Source organism: Pseudoteredinibacter isoporae, assembly GCF_040372805.1.
Taxonomy (GTDB): Bacteria; Pseudomonadota; Gammaproteobacteria; order Pseudomonadales; family Cellvibrionaceae; genus Pseudoteredinibacter; species Pseudoteredinibacter isoporae_A.
The window spans coordinates 164,858-182,013 of record NZ_BAABWJ010000005.1; the positions used below are offsets into that span (position 1 = coordinate 164,858).

Consider the following 17,156-nt stretch of genomic DNA (forward strand, 5'->3'; position numbering starts at 1 on the left):
CCTTCAATATCCCGGGCATTGGCCCGGGTTCACGGTTATCAACCCAAGCTGGATGCGCTGATGCGCTGCATTGAGTCGGCCTCTGCCTTTTGCAGAGCTTCTTCTTTGTCCAAACGCTCGGATACTTCTTGAATATCCTTGCGAGCCACTAAGCTGGCCAGACTGATGCCACTGAGAAAATCGTGGATCTGATCGCTTAGATCACACCATAGATGGTGTGTTAAACAAATTTCACCATTGCGACAACTGCCAGTGCCACCACAATTGGTGGCATCAATGGATTCGTTCACCGCATCGACGATCTGAGCAACGAAGATTTCATCGCTGGATCGACTCAAACGGTAGCCGCCACCCGGGCCACGTACACTGCTCACCAGGTCGTTCTGGCGCAGCTTGGAAAACAATTGCTCCAGGTAACTAAGGGAGATCTCCTGTCGTTTGGAGATTCCCGCCAAACTAATGGGGCCATTATCGGCATGGAGCGCTAAATCCAGCATTGCTGTGACCGCATAGCGGCCTTTTGTTGTTAGTCTCATTATCAGGCTTCCAGCATTGGGGCGCGGCGCGCATTATTCAAAAACCCATGAGTCGAGTCAAGATAAACACCTAGTAAACAACTCAGGTATATACCCTACCATTACAGTCAGGATTGCGCAATAAATCAAGGCCCCTCAGCCAGTTAGCTATCAGACTCTTTGGATTTAAGCTTATTCTCCGTGTGATAAACGTAGTTCTGCATAGCGGTTAAAACACCGCGGAGGATATTTAACTCCATCTCATCCATGCGAACTCGACTGTACAAACGGCGCAAGCGAGTCATGGTCTGGCGTGGATTATTGGGCTCAAGAAAGCCAATTCGCTCCAGCGTCTGCTGCAGATGCTCGTAATAATGCTCCATAGCCTCCGTTTTCGCTGGCGGCATATCCCAATCATCGAAGCTTAAGGCTCTGCCTTCACGCTCGTACTCCAAACACGCTAGCCGCATTTCATAGGCCAGCACCTGAACGGCTGCACCAAGGTTCAGAGAGCTGTAATCCGGATTGCTGGGAATATGCACATGGTAGTTACATTTTTGCAGCTCTTCATTGGTTAAGCCCCGATCTTCTCGGCCAAAGACCAGAGCCACGTCGTGCTCCTCCGCCTCTGCCCAGGCCCGCTCGCCACATTCTCTTGGGGTCAACATTGGCCATGGAATTCGACGGTCTCTGGCTGAAGTACCGACCACCAAGCCACAGCCTGCGATGGCATCATCCAAGGTATCAACCACAACCGCGCCATCAAGCACATCAACCGCGTTGGAGGCGCGCCAAACCGCTTTATCAGCCGGATATTCTTTCGGCGCGACCAGATAGAGGCTCGCCATACCCATGTTCTTCATGGCACGCGCCACCCCACCTATATTGCCGGGGTGCGAGGTGTTCACTAGTACGATACGGATTTTCTGTAAACGCTGGCTGTTTTCGGGGGCTAGACTGTCGGCCATAGAGATTCCTGCTTTCTAACTTGGATGGCCACTGGCCAAAACGGCGGCAAGTCTACCGGAGATTGCCTTCGGTCGCTAGCGCAGCTGGGAGCTTTACTCTATAATCGCCCGCCAACTGCTGTGCTAGCCGCAGCCTATGTTCTTTGACAAGTGAATTTGGTGACCCATGGAACCCATGCTGAATATCGCCCTGCGTGCTGCACGCAAGGCTGGCGAGCTTATTGAGCGCGCCCTGGAACGCGTTGACGTCGTAGCCTTTGAAGAGAAAGGCCGCAATGATTTTGTAACCGAGATTGATCAAGCGTCCGAAAAAGAGATTATTTATCATCTGCGTAAGGCTTACCCCGAGCATACTATTCGCGGTGAAGAGACTGGCGTGAGCCCTGGGAACGACAGTGACTATGAGTGGATTATTGACCCACTGGATGGCACCACCAATTTCATTCATGGCATTCCCCACTTTGCCGTCTCTATTGCCTGTAAATACAAAGGCCAAATCGAACACGCCGTTGTTTTAAACCCAATTACCCTTGAAGAATTTACCGCCAGCCGTGGCCGTGGCGCCACGTTGAATGGCCGTCGCATTCGCGTATCACCTCGTAAAGGCATGGATGGCGCGCTGATTGGCACTGGCATCCCATTCAACGGGTACGCCTTTGAGCACATCACCCCATATCTGGCAGCCCTACAGGAAATTGCTGGCCAAACAGCAGGCATTCGCCGCCCTGGCGCGGCTTCATTGGATTTAGCCTATGTTGCTGCCGGCCGTTTTGATGGCTTCTGGGAAATGAACCTGCAAGAGTGGGACATTGCCGCCGGTGTATTGCTGGTGAAAGAAGCCGGCGGCCTGGTATCGGACTTCAAAGGCGGAAATGGATTTATGGACAGCGGCAACATCGTGTGCGGCACACCAAAAGTTTTCAAACCCCTACTTCAGATTGTTGGCAAGCAGATGGGCAACATCTAACTCGCCCAATCAAGCAGTACAGCCAAGCCTACACAAAAAAGGGCTGGAGTTTTCACTCCAGCCCTTTTTTCATTCAGACCTTTAATGGCCTTACACAATAACTCATATACTTGGATAGCTCATACACTTAGCCGAAAAAGCTCAGACCGAAATACTTAGTGGCCACGGTATTCACAAAGATCAACAAGAGAACGACAGGAATAAAGGTCGACAGCGAAAAGTTAACGTACTTCTCGACAAAGGAACCTTTGTAGCTTTCATCGCCCTGCTCCAGCTCTTCATTAAAATTATGTTTCTTCCAGCGGTAGATCACAAACAAACAAGCCAACAAACCATTCAATGGCAAAATGGTGTCGTAGAAAATATCGTAAATCACATCAAACAGGGATTTATTCGCACCGGCATACTCCATAAATTGAGTTAGGAAGTCCACGCGACCAAAGCTCAAAATACAAGCAATGGTGAAAATACCCATACTTACACCCAGAATACCCAGTGCTTTTTTGCGGCTATAACATTTTTCGTCAACCAAGCTGGCAGTGGGTACTTCAGTGATGGAAACCAAGGAAGTCAATGCCGCGAAGAATACGAGGGTAAAGAACAAGATTGCCACAATGCTGGCGCCGACATAGCCAATGCTAACCTGCATAGCCAGGAAGATTTTTGGCAGGAAGCTGAAAATCAGGCTGACCGAAGAATCACTAAGCGCATCAGTATCCGTCGCGGGATCAAAAGAAAAGATTGCGGGCAGAATCATCAAGCCGGCCGAAAACGCCACCATGGTATCAGTCAACGCCACAAATTTCGCTGAGCCCACAACGTTTTCACGGCGCTCCATATAAGAGCCATAGGTGATCAAAATACCCATACCCAAAGACAGAGAGAAGAACGCCTGTGACAAGGCTCCGTTGATTACCGACGCATTAATCTTGCTGAAATCCGGCACGATGTAATATTTCACGCCCGCCATAGCGCCATCTAAAGTCAAAACGAAGATCACCAGACCTATCAACATAATGAAGAGACCCGGCATCAGGATTTTGGCACCCTTTTCAATGCCGTCTTTAACACCGCTGACCAGAATGAAGTACACCAGCCCTACCACCACGATCAGATGGATAAACACTTCATTACTGTTGATAAACTGACCGAAATAAGACGGGTCAGCTAGCTGATCCAGGTTCCCCATCAGGGCGCCGACCAGGTAACCAAAGATCCAGACCGTGATCACACTGTAAAACACGGCGATCATATAAGGCGTGATCACGGACAACCAGCCGGCGATCGACCACAGGCCACCACCTGTAGAGCTGCTGTAAGCACCTAAAGGGTCTTTTTGAAAACGTCGACCGATGGCCAACTCAGCCATCATGACAGGTAAGCATATCAATAGCACAAACAGTGCATAGATGAATAGAAAGGCGCCCCCACCGTTTTTGGCGGCTCCAACCGGGAAACCCACCAGGTTACCGATACCCACCGCACTACCCGCGGCGGCCAGAATAAATCCGATACGGGACCCAAAATGCTCTCTGGCTGCAGTCATAGATTGTCTCTTCTAATTTTATCGTTTTATCATCTGGGCAAAACAGCCCAATTTTTTGGTCATCATCGCCCATTTGGGGCTTTTATTCCAGTACACAAGCCCGACTTCCAAGAAAGTATCAACGGACAGCAAATGGATTTTTTAATAGACGAGCAGTAACGCCCGGGCCGCAAAGGGCAGCAGGAGAAGAGTTCAAAAAACAACAAAAAGAAAGGGAAGTATTAGGGGCTAAACAGCCCCCGAGGGAAGGCGATTAACATTTACGCTTTAATCCACACATAGCGTGCTTCAGAAATAGCCACGACCTCACCACTGTCATCGGTCAACTCCTGGCGATGATTCATTTCAGCCTTACCGTTCGCCAAGGTTTCTTCTTTCATACGGTCCAGATCAGCCATGTCCATCTGCATATCTACGTGGATATCCGTTAGGGCCGGGCGGCGGTATCGAATGTTCATTTCGGCCACAATAGGGTAAATTTTCTCGCCATTCAGGTAATCAAGAAACAGCACGCCACCCGGGAACTCCGCCAAGGTGAACAATGAACCGGCATACATGGTACCCACATGGTTTGCATTCTGAGCCAGTGGCATTTTTGCCCTCACCCGCCCAGGACTGACCTCAAGAACGTCAGCGCCCATATGGCCAATGATGGGAATGCTGATGCCTACGTCTTTCGCCTCACTCATTATTCTTCTCCGTTGAATCATCGTCATCTCGCACACCTCGCGAGCCATAAGCCCAATCATACTCCCCGAGGGCCCTATTCGCTTTACCAGAAGTGACAAAGCATTAACCGATTTGCTCAGGATAATCCATCCCGCACAGCCGACTCCCCAATTGCACAAAAAAGTTGCCACATTGACCAAAAACCTGAAAAAGGCTTTACAAAAACTAGCCCTTTAAACCTTGTCATCTCTCCTGGCGATGGTCATTCTATGTTTCTTCAGAAAACACAATCATCAGATGGCCACCGCATTTGATGCCTTTTCCCTGAACGAGTTGATCACAACACCATGAGCGAAACTTTGGATCTAACCCAAGAAGCCACCAACAGCGAGGCGCAATCAGACGAAAAACGCAAACGTCTCAGCATACTCCTCGAACTCAGCCCGTTTGTTACACCTTATAAAAAAACACTTATTGCCGCCTTGTTCGCGCTGCTGTTAACAGCCAGCGCGAGCCTGGCCATCGGACAAGCGGTTCGCCTGCTTATTGACCAAGGTTTTGTCGGCGGTTCCCTTGATGAACTCAATCAAGCCATTTTCTTTTTAGTCGGCATCATTACTGTTATCGCCTTCGGTACCTTTATTCGCTTTTATCTGGTGTCCTGGCTGGGAGAGCGCGTTTGCGCGGACATCCGGACCAAAGTCTTCGATCATTTACTGACTCTTGAGCCCAGCTTTTTTGAAACCAATCGCAGTGGCGAGATTATGTCTCGCTTAACCACCGATACCAGTCTGCTGGAAAACATCATTGGCTCTTCACTTTCAATGGCTCTGCGCAACAGCCTGACATTTGTGGGGGGGTTGCTCATGCTGCTGCTCACCAATTTTAAATTAAGCCTTATCGTATTGAGCGCGGTCCCCCTACTTCTCGGTCCCTTACTGATATTTGGCCGTCGCGTGCGGCACCTCTCACGCAGCAGCCAAGATCGTATCGCTGACATGGGCAGTTATGCTGGCGAAGCCATTGAACATATCAAAACTGTTCAGAGTTTTGGCCAGGAAAATTATGAACGCCAGGCTTTTGCGGGCGAAGTCGAGGCCGCTTTCAATGTGGCACGCAAACGCATTAAACATCGCGCCTTATTAATTGCAGCGGTGATTCTCTTCGTTTTCGGTGCGATCAGTGGCATGTTGTGGGTCGGCGGCTATGACGTACTGCAAGGTAAAATGAGCGGTGGCGACCTCGGCGCATTTGTTTTTTACGCCGTTATGGTCGCAAGTGCTGTCGCCACTCTGTCCGAAGTTTTTGGTGAGCTTCAGCGAGCGGCGGGTGCCGCAGAGCGCCTGGTTGAATTGCTGAATGTAAAGAGCAAACTTTACATCTCTGAAAACAACACCACCGAAGAGAAGCCAACCTTGCTGCCCGAGCATGCGCGTCAGTTGCAGTTTAAACACCTCAATTTCAATTATCCGAGCCGCCCCGATCAAAAAGCACTTAACGACTTCAGTTTGAATATTGAATCCGGGCAAGCGGTCGCATTAGTTGGCCCAAGCGGCGCGGGCAAGTCGACAGTATTTGAATTGGTGCAGCGCTTTTATGATCCACATACCGGCAGTATAGAACTTGCTGGCATTGATTTACGCCAACTGAGCCCGGAAGAATTACGCAGCCATATGGCATTGGTGCCGCAACAACCTGCTCTCTTCACGGCAACCGTCGCACATAACATTGCCTATGGCAAAATGACCGCCAGTGAAGAAGAAATCATCGCGGCCGCCAAAGCAGCTCACGCACATGACTTTATCATGCAGTTGCCTCAAGGCTATGAGACGCCACTGGGCGAGAAAGGTGCTCAACTGTCCGGCGGCCAACGCCAACGCGTCGCGATCGCCCGAGCCATTTTGAAAGACCCTGACATTCTATTGCTAGACGAGGCAACCAGTGCGCTGGACGCGGAAAGCGAATACCATGTTCAGGCTGCTCTGAATGAGTTGATGAAAAACCGCACCACTTTGATCATTGCGCACCGTTTGGCAACGATCACTCACGCAGACAATATTGTCGTCATGGATGAAGGTGGGATTGTGGCCCAGGGAAGCCACAGTGAGTTGATTGAAAGTTCCCCTCTGTATAAACGCCTGGCCGAGTTGCAATTTAATCAGTAATAAACCGAAGTTGTGCATCAAAAATAATGGGGCCTGAATCAGGCCTCATATTCCAACAACCTCGCTTCACTGTCGAACAGCACTCTCGCCAACAAAGCCTTCAGCTCCCCACTCGGTTCCTTGCGTGAACACCGTATGTTTTCAATCACAATTGCGGCCGCTGGAAATTCTGACAGATAGTAGAGTGCCTTTAGCTTCAGCAATTGCACCCGCTCCGGAGAATCGGGCTTATACACAGAATCAATCTCGATCAATGCCAGATCCGCATACCCCATATCGAGATGAGCGGTAGCCAAACCGATGCAGGCACGCTCTTCATCAAGTTCTTTGAGCGCTGAATAGACCTGCAAGGCCTCAAGGCAGTCGCCATGCTGCACAAGTGTCTCAGCGTATAACCAATTTGATTCATCAACTGAACTTTGAGGATCGTCGCCCGAGCATTCTGTCGCGGCGTTCTTGAGCCATGATGCATCATTGACACACTCACCTTTCACATCGAAAGACAAGGCCTTGGCAATCAAACGTCCACCTCCCGGATCCTGTATTCCTTTATGTTCAGCACCTATTTTGGGTTCATTCCTTGGCATATTCCCCTCCATACTGGGTAAATTCCGGATCGACTCTGGAACTAAGAAACAGCCCAGAATAGTCATCTGAATACACCGTCCTGGCAATCGGACAAGACTATGATTCTCAGATTCTCTCCTCAGAGCTTTTACTCACAGTAACGTTCGGTCTTGCCACACTAAAATCGGAACCAAATCCTGGACCCGGCAAGATGTCCTAAGCCGGTAAGTTCAGCTATAATCCTCCCCCTTTTCCGCATGTACCATCCATGCACTACCCAGCATCCCGAGGTCAGGCCTTTGAAACCGAGTAACACCCCATTAACAGAGCTTATCCAGGACCAACAATTGCACCGAGCTCTGGAAGCACAGGAATTGCAGGCCGCGACCCCTGTGCAGGAAGCCGCGATTCCCGCAGTATTGGAGGGTAAGGACCTGATGGTTTCAGCCGCCACCGGCAGTGGTAAAACCCTGGCTTTTCTGTTGCCGGTGTATCAACGCCTATTAGCACAGGACTCACCCAAAACCGGTACCCGCGCCCTGATCCTTTGCCCTACTCGTGAACTGGCCCGCCAGATTCTGAAACAGGCCACCTTGCTGAATAAATTTTGCCGCCTTGAGGCTGCAGTGATCGCCGGTGGCGCCGAATTCAAGTATCAGAAAGCTATTCTGAGGAAGAACCCTGAAATCATCATTGCAACGCCCGGACGACTGGTCGAGCACATAGATAAAGGCAATACTGATTTAGGCGATTTGGAAACACTGGTTCTCGACGAAGCGGACCGAATGCTGGATATGGGCTTCAGCGAAGACCTGGAACGCATTGCCGGAGAATGTGGCAGCCAGCATCAGAGCCTCTTGTTCTCCGCCACTCTGAGCCACGCCAAGGCCGAAAACCTGGCCAGCAATCTGCTCAAAGAACCCACATCCATTGCAATGGAAGGTCAGGACGAAGCCCAACCTGACATTCAACAACAGCGGATTCTATCCGACACACCACAGCACAAAAAACAGTTGCTCAGCTGGCTGTTGGCTAATGATCGCTTCAATAAAGCCCTTATCTTTACCAATACCAAAGCATTGGCCAGTGAGCTGCGCGGCTTTTTGGCCTACAGCAAACAGCGCGTTGGCACGCTACACGGGGATATGGAACAAGACGAACGCAATCGCACCATGGACCGCTTCCGTCGAAATCACATCAATGTTCTCGTCGCAACAGACATTGCCGCTCGCGGCCTGGATGTTAAAGACGTCGATCTGGTTATTAACGTCGATATGGCTCGCAATGTCGACGACTATACCCATCGTATTGGTAGAACAGGTCGTGCTGGCGCCCAGGGCGTTGCAATCAATCTGGTCAGCGCCCACGAATGGGATCTGATGGCTAAAATCGAGACCTCTTTAGGCGTTCGAATGGAAGCCCGCAACATCGATGAATTGCCCAGCAACTTCAAAGGCCCGAAAAAAGTGAAAAGCACCGGCAAAAAAGCGGGTGTAAAAAAGCGCAGCGAAAAAGCGGGTGTAAAAAAGCGCAGCGAAAAAGAAGATAAAAACGGCAAGAAAAGCAAACCAAAGAAACGCTTACGCGATCAAAAAAATATCGGCAAACGTCGACAAGCCAGCACAACGAGGGCCCAAGCCCTCGGAGATGGCAGTGCTGCATTCAGCCCAGGAAAAGGGAAACCATTAAAAGACGATCAAGACAGCTGACTGAGTTGCTAGATCAAGAAAAAGCTCACAAGACCATAACGGTGAGCTTTTTCAACCAACGTCCCTCCCCCTAACCCGATTACAAATTTTCACCCCACCGTGCACAACCGAACACTCGCAATATTGTCTCTCTAATCCCGACTCCTATATCTTCGGACACATCCCAAACAAAAGCATGTAATTAAGGGGCACCCCTGCACATTAATACTGCTGTGCTTGACATTGCCAATGTTACAGCCGAACATCTCACGCTGATTGAATTTATCCCCCCAACGCCTGGGTCGACAAGGAGCGTTTATGCGTTGTTTACTGGCATTATTACCTTGCCTATTACTGGCACATTCGAAACTCGCCAATAGCAGCGGCGCCGCCGAGCGCATATCTGATTATCGTTTTGATAAAGCCGAGTTAACCTCAACAGTTCAACCTCGTTATCCTCGAACCGAGTTGGGTCGAGGTATTGAAGGTTGGGCCGTTTTCAGTGTTATCGTTGACAAGGAGGGTAATGTTGTAGAGCCTATCCTGATTGATTCATCCGGACGAAAAAATTTCGAAAAGAATGCAAAAAAAGCGGTGCGTAAGTTCAAGTATCAGCCCGCACAACTCAATGGTGAAGCCATCGAGAGCAGCGATAATAAAGTGTATGTGTCTTTTGCAATAGCCTGGGACAAACCCGGAGCGAATAAGCGTTTCGCCAGTCGATTCAGCACTATTCGAGATCAAATTCTCGCCGGAAAACTGGACGGCGTAAGCGAACAAATAGACAAGCTCGAAAATGAATACACTCGCAATCGATACGAGCAAGCTTGGTTACAGGCGCTAAAATCCAGTTATTACAGTGCCACTGGTGATGAAAACAACCACATAAAAGCCCTGAGCAAAGCGGTCGCATATAATGCCAAAAACCTTCCGCCCAAGATCTACGCCAGCAATCTCGTTAATCTCTACAATGCCCAAATAAAACTGGGAAAGATCAAAGATGCCTTCACCACGGCAGACAAGGCGAAAGAACTCGTATCAGAAACGCCTGAACTCGCCAAAGTTGTGGAACATAAAGCCAATATTATCGCCACACTTGACTCAATTCCTTTACTTCATACCACGGGAAGTATTGACTCGGAAAAACATCAATGGAATCACAGCCTGTTACGGAAAAGTATGGGCATAGAACTAAAAAGCGGAAAACTGAACACAATCGAGTTTCGCTGTGCGAATAAAATTCGCCGCTTCGATATCAACAAAGCCAACCAAAGCTGGAACACCCCTGAGAGTTGGGGAGATTGTACGGTATTTGTCAGCGGTGAAAAAGGCAGTCGATTTGAGCTTTTGGAGCAGGCCAAAAAAACCTGACACCGTCTGATCGAATGTGAACTGTCGTATCGTTCAGAAACTCACTCGAGCCATCATAAAAAAGCCCGCAAGGTCACTCGCGGGCTTTTTTACTTCTGGAACAATCAGGGTTTAAAACTGGGTTTTTGCCAAAGCGACGTCGGCCTGCTGATTACCCTCACGGCTTAGCCAAAGTAAACCTGCTTTCTGGCGATCCCAAACAACCGCTTCCCATTGTCCGTCTGGCTCGATGTCGTAGCGCTGAGCACTGCTCCAATCCAGTGATCTGGTGTCAGCAGAGCGTTTTACTCGCCACAGGAAACTCGACATGCCATTCCACCCCAATTGATACCCCAGGATGGCAAACTCATTGCGAGCCTGATCAAAATCAACAGCGGTCACTAGCATATCAACAGGATAACTGGCACTCGCTGACACAGTTTGCTCCGCGTCGTCTTTCGTTAGGCGATACAAACTGCTGTGTCCGTCCTGGCGATTCTTGCTGAACAGCCACAATTCATCCCCGACGCTTGTTAGCCCTTCAAAATCAAAATTATGCACTTCTTTATTCGGCACTTGCTTCGGCTTGCCAGCAATGCGAACCGTCATTTTCGTGGCTTGCACCGAAGCATTATCCGACGCTTTCTCAAGATCACTCCAGGCCAAGCGATACAAGTACGATTCTTCACGCTGACCAAAGTTATCACCAATATCTGCCACATAGAGATGCTGCTTGTCATGGGCCATTTCTTCCCAATCAAAATTGTGGCCATTTTCAATCAGAATCGTCTTTTGTATATCGCCCTGCTCATTCATGGCATAAATACGAGCTTTATCGCCACTGTCGTTGTGGGTCCACAACAATCCGCCATGTTGTGCCAAGCCTGAGGTTTCTTCCAGGGCTTTAACCAACTTATGCGTTTGAGTGTCACCAAAGCTCAGGCCAAGCTCACTGTGCTGCTGACCTGGCGCATAAACACAAGCCATAACACTGGCCGCCATTGCAGCAAGTGTTGTCAAATGGCCAAAGTGTTTAATACTAGACATTCCTGATTTCATCATCTTTGTTCTACTTCTTCTGTTCTCTGCAATTATTTAGAGTTTTTATGGTTTGCTCACTGATCGTCTTCGGTATTTGGCCGTTCAAGCAAGACATGGTAATTCTCACCATAGTCGTCCAGATTATCATCCAAAAACGTTCGGAAGCGGGCGGCCAAGTGCTTGAAATACTCAGAACGATCTTCGACAAAATCTTCCTGGGTTTCACTATTAGCCGCCATAATAAAAGTCGCAAATCGTGCAGCGGCATACATCAAGGCTTCACTGACCACCCCAGGATCAGCGTCCTGGGCTTTTTCATTGGCAAGAGATAATGATTCTTCAACGCTGCTCCAAAACAGCTGTTCCAGATCCTGATCACTCATAAACACACCACCATACAAACTCAAAGTAACAGGGTAATGACAATTCTATGTCACCTTAAACCTACCCTACAAAAAACCCGGCACAGGCCGGGTTTCATCAGCAACTGGGCCTATCGCCTTTGATTAAACGATTGCCAGCAACTCTACTTCAAAAACCAATGCTGAGTACGGCCCTATCGCGCCACCGGCACCGCGTTCGCCATACGCCAGCTGATAGGGAATAAACAGCTTCCACTTGGAGCCAACAGGCATCAATTGCAGCGCTTCTACCCAACCGGCGATCACACCCGTTACGGGAAACTCGGCAGGCTGACCACGATCGACAGAGCTGTCAAACACAGTGCCATCAATCAAGGTACCGTGATAATGCACACTGACACTGTCGGTAGCTTGAGGAATCTTACCCTCACCCGCTTGCAATACCTCGTACTGCAAACCGCTTTCGGTGATCGACACTTCACCGCGCTTGGCGTTGTTGGCCAGGAATTCTTCGCCTTCACCCGCCATCACTTTGGCACGCTCAGATTCTTCGGCTTGTAGCTTAGCCTGGATCGCCTGGAATGCGGCATTGATGTCGGCGCCAGACACCTGGCTTTCTTCGCCTTGAATAGCGTCGGTAAAGCCAGCCAGCGCGGCTTCACGGTCAAAACCGGGAAATGGACTCTGTGCCAATTGATCAGCCATTTGGCGACCAATACCATAGCTAGCGTGTTGTTCTTGTGATTCGAATGACATAGCTCTCTCTTAATGTGTTAATGGGCCAGCGATACCGGCCGTGATTCTTGTGTTCAACGATGCGCTTCAGGCATCACTGAGTCGAGCGGCAACAAAATCCCTTACCGCCAGGCCGGTTCCGAAATCCCAACCTTGCAACTCATCCACGGGGACAAGTTTAGTCGCATCCAATTCATGATTCAGTTTTATTTCGCCCGCGGCTCTCACATGATAAGCAATGATGACCTGATTCATCTGCGGAAATGGGTATACACCAACCAGTTTAGGATCAAACCCATTCAAACCCAACTCTTCCTGCACTTCTCTCAGCACTCCCTCTTCGGGGTCTTCGCCTTGCTCAACAAAGCCAGTAATCACTGAGAAAATCCCTTCAGGCCATTGCACATTATGTGCGAGCACAATGTTGTCACCGTATTCCACAATCGCGGCAACCACAGGCACCGGGTTGTTCCAATGCACAAAACCACATTGCACATCCGCACAGGCCAAACGCTCTTCACCATCGATGAGCGCATTGATCATGTCGGCTTTACACTGAGGGCAAAATTTCATTTTATTATCCTTATGGCTTCTGCCGGCCTGGTCTTATCAGCCAACAAACACACGAGCGTTGCGGAACAAGCGTGTCCAGGCGCCATCCTCTTCCCAATCATCCGGGTGCCAGGAGTTTGTCACAGCACGATAGACACGTTCTGGGTGCGGCATCATGATCGTGCTACGACCATCTGCGCTGCTCAACGCGGTAATACCCAATGGCGAACCGTTCGGGTTCATCGGGTAGGTTTCACTCACTTGCAGCTGATTATCTACATATCGCAGTGCAACCAAACCGGAATCGTGGCAAGCCTGCAATGATTCATCGCTGGCAAATTCTGCTCGGCCTTCACCATGGGATACCGCGACGGGCATACTGGAACCCGCCATGCCCGCTAACAACACAGAAGGAGACTCCTGTACCTGGACCATGGAATGACGAGCCTCGAACTGTTCAGAACGGTTACGTACAAAGCGCGGCCAATGTTCCGCACCGGGCACCAAGCTCTTCAGGTTCGACATCATCTGACAACCATTACACACACCAAGGCTAAAACTGTCATCACGATGAAAGAAAGTCTGGAACTGATCACGCACCTGCTCATTAAATAAAATTGTCTTGGCCCAGCCCTCACCAGCCCCCAAAACATCACCGTAAGAGAAACCACCACAAGCCGCCAGACCTTTCACGTTCGCCAGATCAATCCGACCGGCGAGGATATCACTCATGTGCACATCTATGGCTTCAAAACCGGCGCGGGTAAAGGCGGCCGCCATTTCGACGTGACTGTTAACCCCCTGCTCTCGCAGCACGGCGACCTTCGGCTTCACGCCGCTTGCGATCATCGGTGCGGCAATGTCTTCACTTGGCTTGTAGGTCAGATTGGCACTCAAGCCTGGATCGACCTTGCTGATCTGCTCAAATTCGGAACGCGCGCAATCGGCGTTGTCACGCAGTGCCGCCATGCGATAACTGGTTTCAGACCACAAAGATTGCAACACCGAGCGCTCTTGTTCGTAAATAACGGCCCCTGCGGCTTCAATACGCAGGCAGTCTTTGTCGTTCAGCCAACCCAGCTTGCTGGCGTGAATGCCGGCCGCTTCAAACTGCGCAATAAAATCATTGGCGTCCTCACGGCGCATTTGTACAACCGCACCCAACTCTTCAGAAAACAATGCCGCCAGAACATCGTCGCCCAACAGATCAATGTTAATGTCGACACCCACACGACCTGCGAAGGACATCTCCGCCACGGTCGCGAGCAAACCACCGTCACCTTTATCGTGGTACGCAATCAGCTTGCCTTCCTGATTGGCGTTTTGAACGATGCTGAAAAATGCTTTCAGCTGCTCAGCACTGTCCACATCGGCAGGCACATCCCCCATCTGGTTATAAACCTGAGCAAGAATGCTGCCGCCCATGCGGTGCTGTAAATTACCAAGGTCAATGTAGACCAGATCCGTGCTGCCTTTATCGCTGCGCAATTCTGGGGTCAAGGTCTTACGGACATCGCTCACCGGTGCGAAAGCCGTAATCACCAGGGACAGCGGCGCCGTCACAGCTTTGTCTTCGCCCGATTCCTGCCAGGCTGTGCGCATGGACATGGAATCTTTACCGACCGGGATGGTGATACCCAACTCCGGACACAAATCCATACCCACCGCTTCAACGGTGCGGAACAATTTTTCATCTTCACCGGGGTGGCCAGCGGCACACATCCAGTTCGCACTCAGTTTAATATCCTGAATGTCCGCAATTGCACTGGCGGCTATATTGGTGATCGATTCCGCAATCGCCAAACGTCCTGACGCGGGACCATCCAACAAGGCCACCGGAGTACGCTCACCCATCGACATCGCCTCACCGGCGTAATTTCCGCTAAAGGTGTCGTACGCGGCCGTCGTCACAGCACAATCCGCCACCGGTACCTGCCAAGGGCCAACAAACTGGTCACGTACGACCTGTCCAGTCACCGTGCGATCACCAATGGTGATCAGAAAGCTCTTGCTGGCGACGGATGGGTGCTGCAAGACGCGGCGAATGGCGTCGCCCAGCTCGATATGGCTGCCATCAAAGGCCATCGTGTTATAAACACGCTTGTCACCTTCGCGATGCATTTTAGGTGGTTTGCCAAACAATACCGACATAGGCAAATCGACAGGCTTGGCATCAAAATGGGTGTCATTCACAATCAACACATCATCATCGGTCGCAGTACCCACTATCGAATATGGCGCTCTCTCGCGCTGACAAATCGCTTCGAATTGCGCCAGATTCTCTGGATTCACGGCAAGAACATAACGCTCCTGTGATTCATTACACCAGATTTCCAATGGGCTCATTCCCGGCTCATCGTTTGGCACATTGCGCAATTCAAAGTGCGCACCACACCCACCATCTTTGGCCAGTTCCGGGAAAGCATTAGACAAACCGCCAGCACCCACATCGTGAATAAAAGCGATGGGATTGTCCTCGCCAAGCTGCCAACAGGCATCGATCACTTCCTGGCAACGACGCTCAATCTCCGGGTTCTGACGTTGAACCGAAGCAAAATCCAAATCTTCGCTGGAGGAACCGGAAGTCATGGATGACGCGGCACCACCACCCAGACCAATCAACATGGCAGGTCCACCCAATACAATCAGCTTGGTGCCCGCATCAAACTCATTCTGCTCAACATGCTCTTCTTTGATGTTCCCGTAACCGCCAGCCAACATAATGGGCTTGTGGTAGCCACGGCGCTCACCATCAAAATTCTCCTCAAAGCTGCGGAAGTAACCACAGATATTCGGACGGCCAAATTCGTTGTTAAACGCGGCGCCGCCAATGGGGCCTTCGAGCATGATGTCCAAAGCCGACACAATGCGGCCAGGCTTACCGTAATCTTGCTCCCAAGGCTGAATAAATTCAGGGATCTGCAAATTGGAAACGGTGAAACCGGCCAGGCCAACCTTCGGCTTAGACCCCTTACCCACGGCACCTTCATCGCGAATCTCACCGCCTGAGCCCGTTCCTGCACCGGGGAACGGCGCGATGGCTGTTGGGTGGTTATGGGTTTCCACCTTCATCAGGATATGGATATCTTCCTGACTAAAACGATAATGGCGGCTTTCTGGATCGGGGTAAAAACGGCCGGCTTTGGAGCCACGGATGACCGAAGCATTATCGGCGTAGGCCGACAGCACATTGTCACCACCACGCTCGTAGGTATTTTTAATCATCTTGAACAGGGACAAATCCTGTTCCTCACCATCAATGGTCCAACTGGCATTGAAGATCTTGTGACGGCAGTGCTCCGAGTTAGCTTGAGCGAACATCATCAGCTCAACATCCACCGGATTACGATTCAGCTCCTTAAAGCTGTCCACCAAATAGTCGATTTCATCATCCGCCAGTGCCAAACCCAGTGTCACATTGGCTTTTTCCAAGGCGGGTCGACCGCCGCCCAAAATGTCGACATCGCTCGAAGGTTTGGGCGTCTCATGGCGAAACAAAGCACTGGCCTGCTCGCTGTCAGGAAACACCGTTTCGACCATACGATCGTGCAACTGTGCCGCAATGACATCACTGCGCTCAGCGCCAACAACATAATAGGCAATACCCCGCTCTACACGCTCTACCTTGCCCAAGCCGGCATTGTGCACAATGTCCGTCGCTTTTGAGGACCAAGGAGAGATCGTACCGGGACGGGGAACGACGATGTAAGCCTGGCCCTCGGGCTCTTCAACCGCTTCGCTGGGGCCATAATGCATCAATTTGGCGAGGATATTTTGCTCATCGCCATTAAGCTCTGCCGTCAACTCAGCAAAATGCATATATTCAGCATAGACCGCCGTGACCAAAGGGTCGGCAGCTTGCAACTGCTGTAAAAGTTTCTGTTTACGAAAAGAAGAAAGTGCCGGAGCGCCGCGAAGGGTCAGCATAGTGTTAAATCGCCTCTTAAAGCAGGGAGTTAGCCAGTTCCAGGGGCCTAACGGGGCCTAGAAGATAGGCGCGGTATTGTACTAGGCTGCCTGCCCGCGGTCTA

The 17,156-nt window shown here is 50.5% G+C and carries 14 protein-coding genes; 4 read left to right on the forward strand and 10 right to left on the reverse strand.

The features are described from left to right. Positions 1-38: 38 nt before the first annotated feature. Both iscR and trmJ read right to left on the reverse strand, forming a co-directional pair. On the reverse strand, positions 39-536 hold the full coding sequence (gene iscR, locus ABWW03_RS12065) for a Fe-S cluster assembly transcriptional regulator IscR (RefSeq protein WP_166843734.1): 498 nt from the start codon (positions 534-536) through the stop codon (positions 39-41). Between the two features lie 143 nt (positions 537-679). Next, a complete protein-coding gene (trmJ, locus tag ABWW03_RS12070) occupies positions 680-1,483 on the reverse strand; it encodes a tRNA (cytosine(32)/uridine(32)-2'-O)-methyltransferase TrmJ (RefSeq protein ID WP_353408589.1) in 804 nt (267 codons plus the stop codon). Between the two features lie 166 nt (positions 1,484-1,649). Here trmJ and ABWW03_RS12075 point away from each other — a divergent pair, with 166 nt between their 5' ends. Continuing rightward, complete coding sequence (locus ABWW03_RS12075; protein WP_353408590.1) at positions 1,650-2,450, forward strand: inositol monophosphatase family protein; 801 nt, start codon at positions 1,650-1,652, stop codon at positions 2,448-2,450. Between the two features lie 127 nt (positions 2,451-2,577). On the opposite strand, the gene ABWW03_RS12080 is transcribed toward ABWW03_RS12075, so the two are convergent. Both ABWW03_RS12080 and ABWW03_RS12085 read right to left on the reverse strand, forming a co-directional pair. Beyond that, a complete protein-coding gene (locus tag ABWW03_RS12080) occupies positions 2,578-3,996 on the reverse strand; it encodes a sodium-dependent transporter (protein WP_353408591.1) in 1,419 nt (472 codons plus the stop codon). Positions 3,997-4,256: 260 nt separating this feature from the next. Continuing rightward, positions 4,257-4,685 carry a PaaI family thioesterase gene (locus ABWW03_RS12085; RefSeq protein ID WP_353408592.1) on the reverse strand — a complete coding sequence of 143 codons (429 nt, stop codon included), beginning with the start codon at positions 4,683-4,685 and terminating at the stop codon, positions 4,257-4,259. Positions 4,686-5,012: 327 nt separating this feature from the next. On the opposite strand from ABWW03_RS12085, the gene ABWW03_RS12090 reads away from it, so the two are divergent. After that, positions 5,013-6,830, forward strand: a complete 1,818-nt coding sequence (locus ABWW03_RS12090) for an ABC transporter transmembrane domain-containing protein (RefSeq protein ID WP_353408593.1) — start codon at positions 5,013-5,015, stop codon at positions 6,828-6,830. Between the two features lie 38 nt (positions 6,831-6,868). On the opposite strand, the gene ABWW03_RS12095 is transcribed toward ABWW03_RS12090, so the two are convergent. Next, positions 6,869-7,417: a hypothetical protein gene (locus ABWW03_RS12095; protein ID WP_353408594.1), complete on the reverse strand. Its 549-nt coding sequence runs from the start codon at positions 7,415-7,417 to the stop codon at positions 6,869-6,871. 279 nt (positions 7,418-7,696) lie between these two features. Here ABWW03_RS12095 and ABWW03_RS12100 point away from each other — a divergent pair, with 279 nt between their 5' ends. Together ABWW03_RS12100 and ABWW03_RS12105 are read left to right on the forward strand one after the other, a co-directional pair. Then, the gene (locus ABWW03_RS12100) at positions 7,697-9,106 is read left to right on the forward strand and encodes a DEAD/DEAH box helicase (RefSeq protein ID WP_353408595.1); all 1,410 of its coding nucleotides are present in this window, start codon (positions 7,697-7,699) and stop codon (positions 9,104-9,106) included. Positions 9,107-9,403: 297 nt separating this feature from the next. Next, entirely contained in the window at positions 9,404-10,456 is a 1,053-nt protein-coding gene (locus ABWW03_RS12105) for an energy transducer TonB (protein ID WP_353408596.1), read from the forward strand. Positions 10,457-10,567: 111 nt separating this feature from the next. Here ABWW03_RS12105 and ABWW03_RS12110 read toward each other — a convergent pair whose 3' ends face one another. The 5 genes from ABWW03_RS12110 to purL form a co-directional block, all read right to left on the reverse strand. Then, positions 10,568-11,482, reverse strand: a complete 915-nt coding sequence (locus ABWW03_RS12110; RefSeq protein ID WP_353408597.1) for a hypothetical protein — start codon at positions 11,480-11,482, stop codon at positions 10,568-10,570. Positions 11,483-11,550: 68 nt separating this feature from the next. Further along, positions 11,551-11,859: a DUF3144 domain-containing protein gene (locus tag ABWW03_RS12115; protein ID WP_353408598.1), complete on the reverse strand. Its 309-nt coding sequence runs from the start codon at positions 11,857-11,859 to the stop codon at positions 11,551-11,553. Between the two features lie 123 nt (positions 11,860-11,982). After that, entirely contained in the window at positions 11,983-12,594 is a 612-nt protein-coding gene (locus tag ABWW03_RS12120) for an FKBP-type peptidyl-prolyl cis-trans isomerase (RefSeq protein ID WP_353408599.1), read from the reverse strand. A 66-nt stretch (positions 12,595-12,660) separates the two neighbouring features. Further along, entirely contained in the window at positions 12,661-13,146 is a 486-nt protein-coding gene (locus tag ABWW03_RS12125) for an NUDIX domain-containing protein (RefSeq protein ID WP_353408600.1), read from the reverse strand. 36 nt (positions 13,147-13,182) lie between these two features. Further along, a complete protein-coding gene (gene purL, locus ABWW03_RS12130; protein ID WP_353408601.1) occupies positions 13,183-17,052 on the reverse strand; it encodes a phosphoribosylformylglycinamidine synthase in 3,870 nt (1,289 codons plus the stop codon). Between the last annotated feature and the right edge of the window lie 104 nt (positions 17,053-17,156).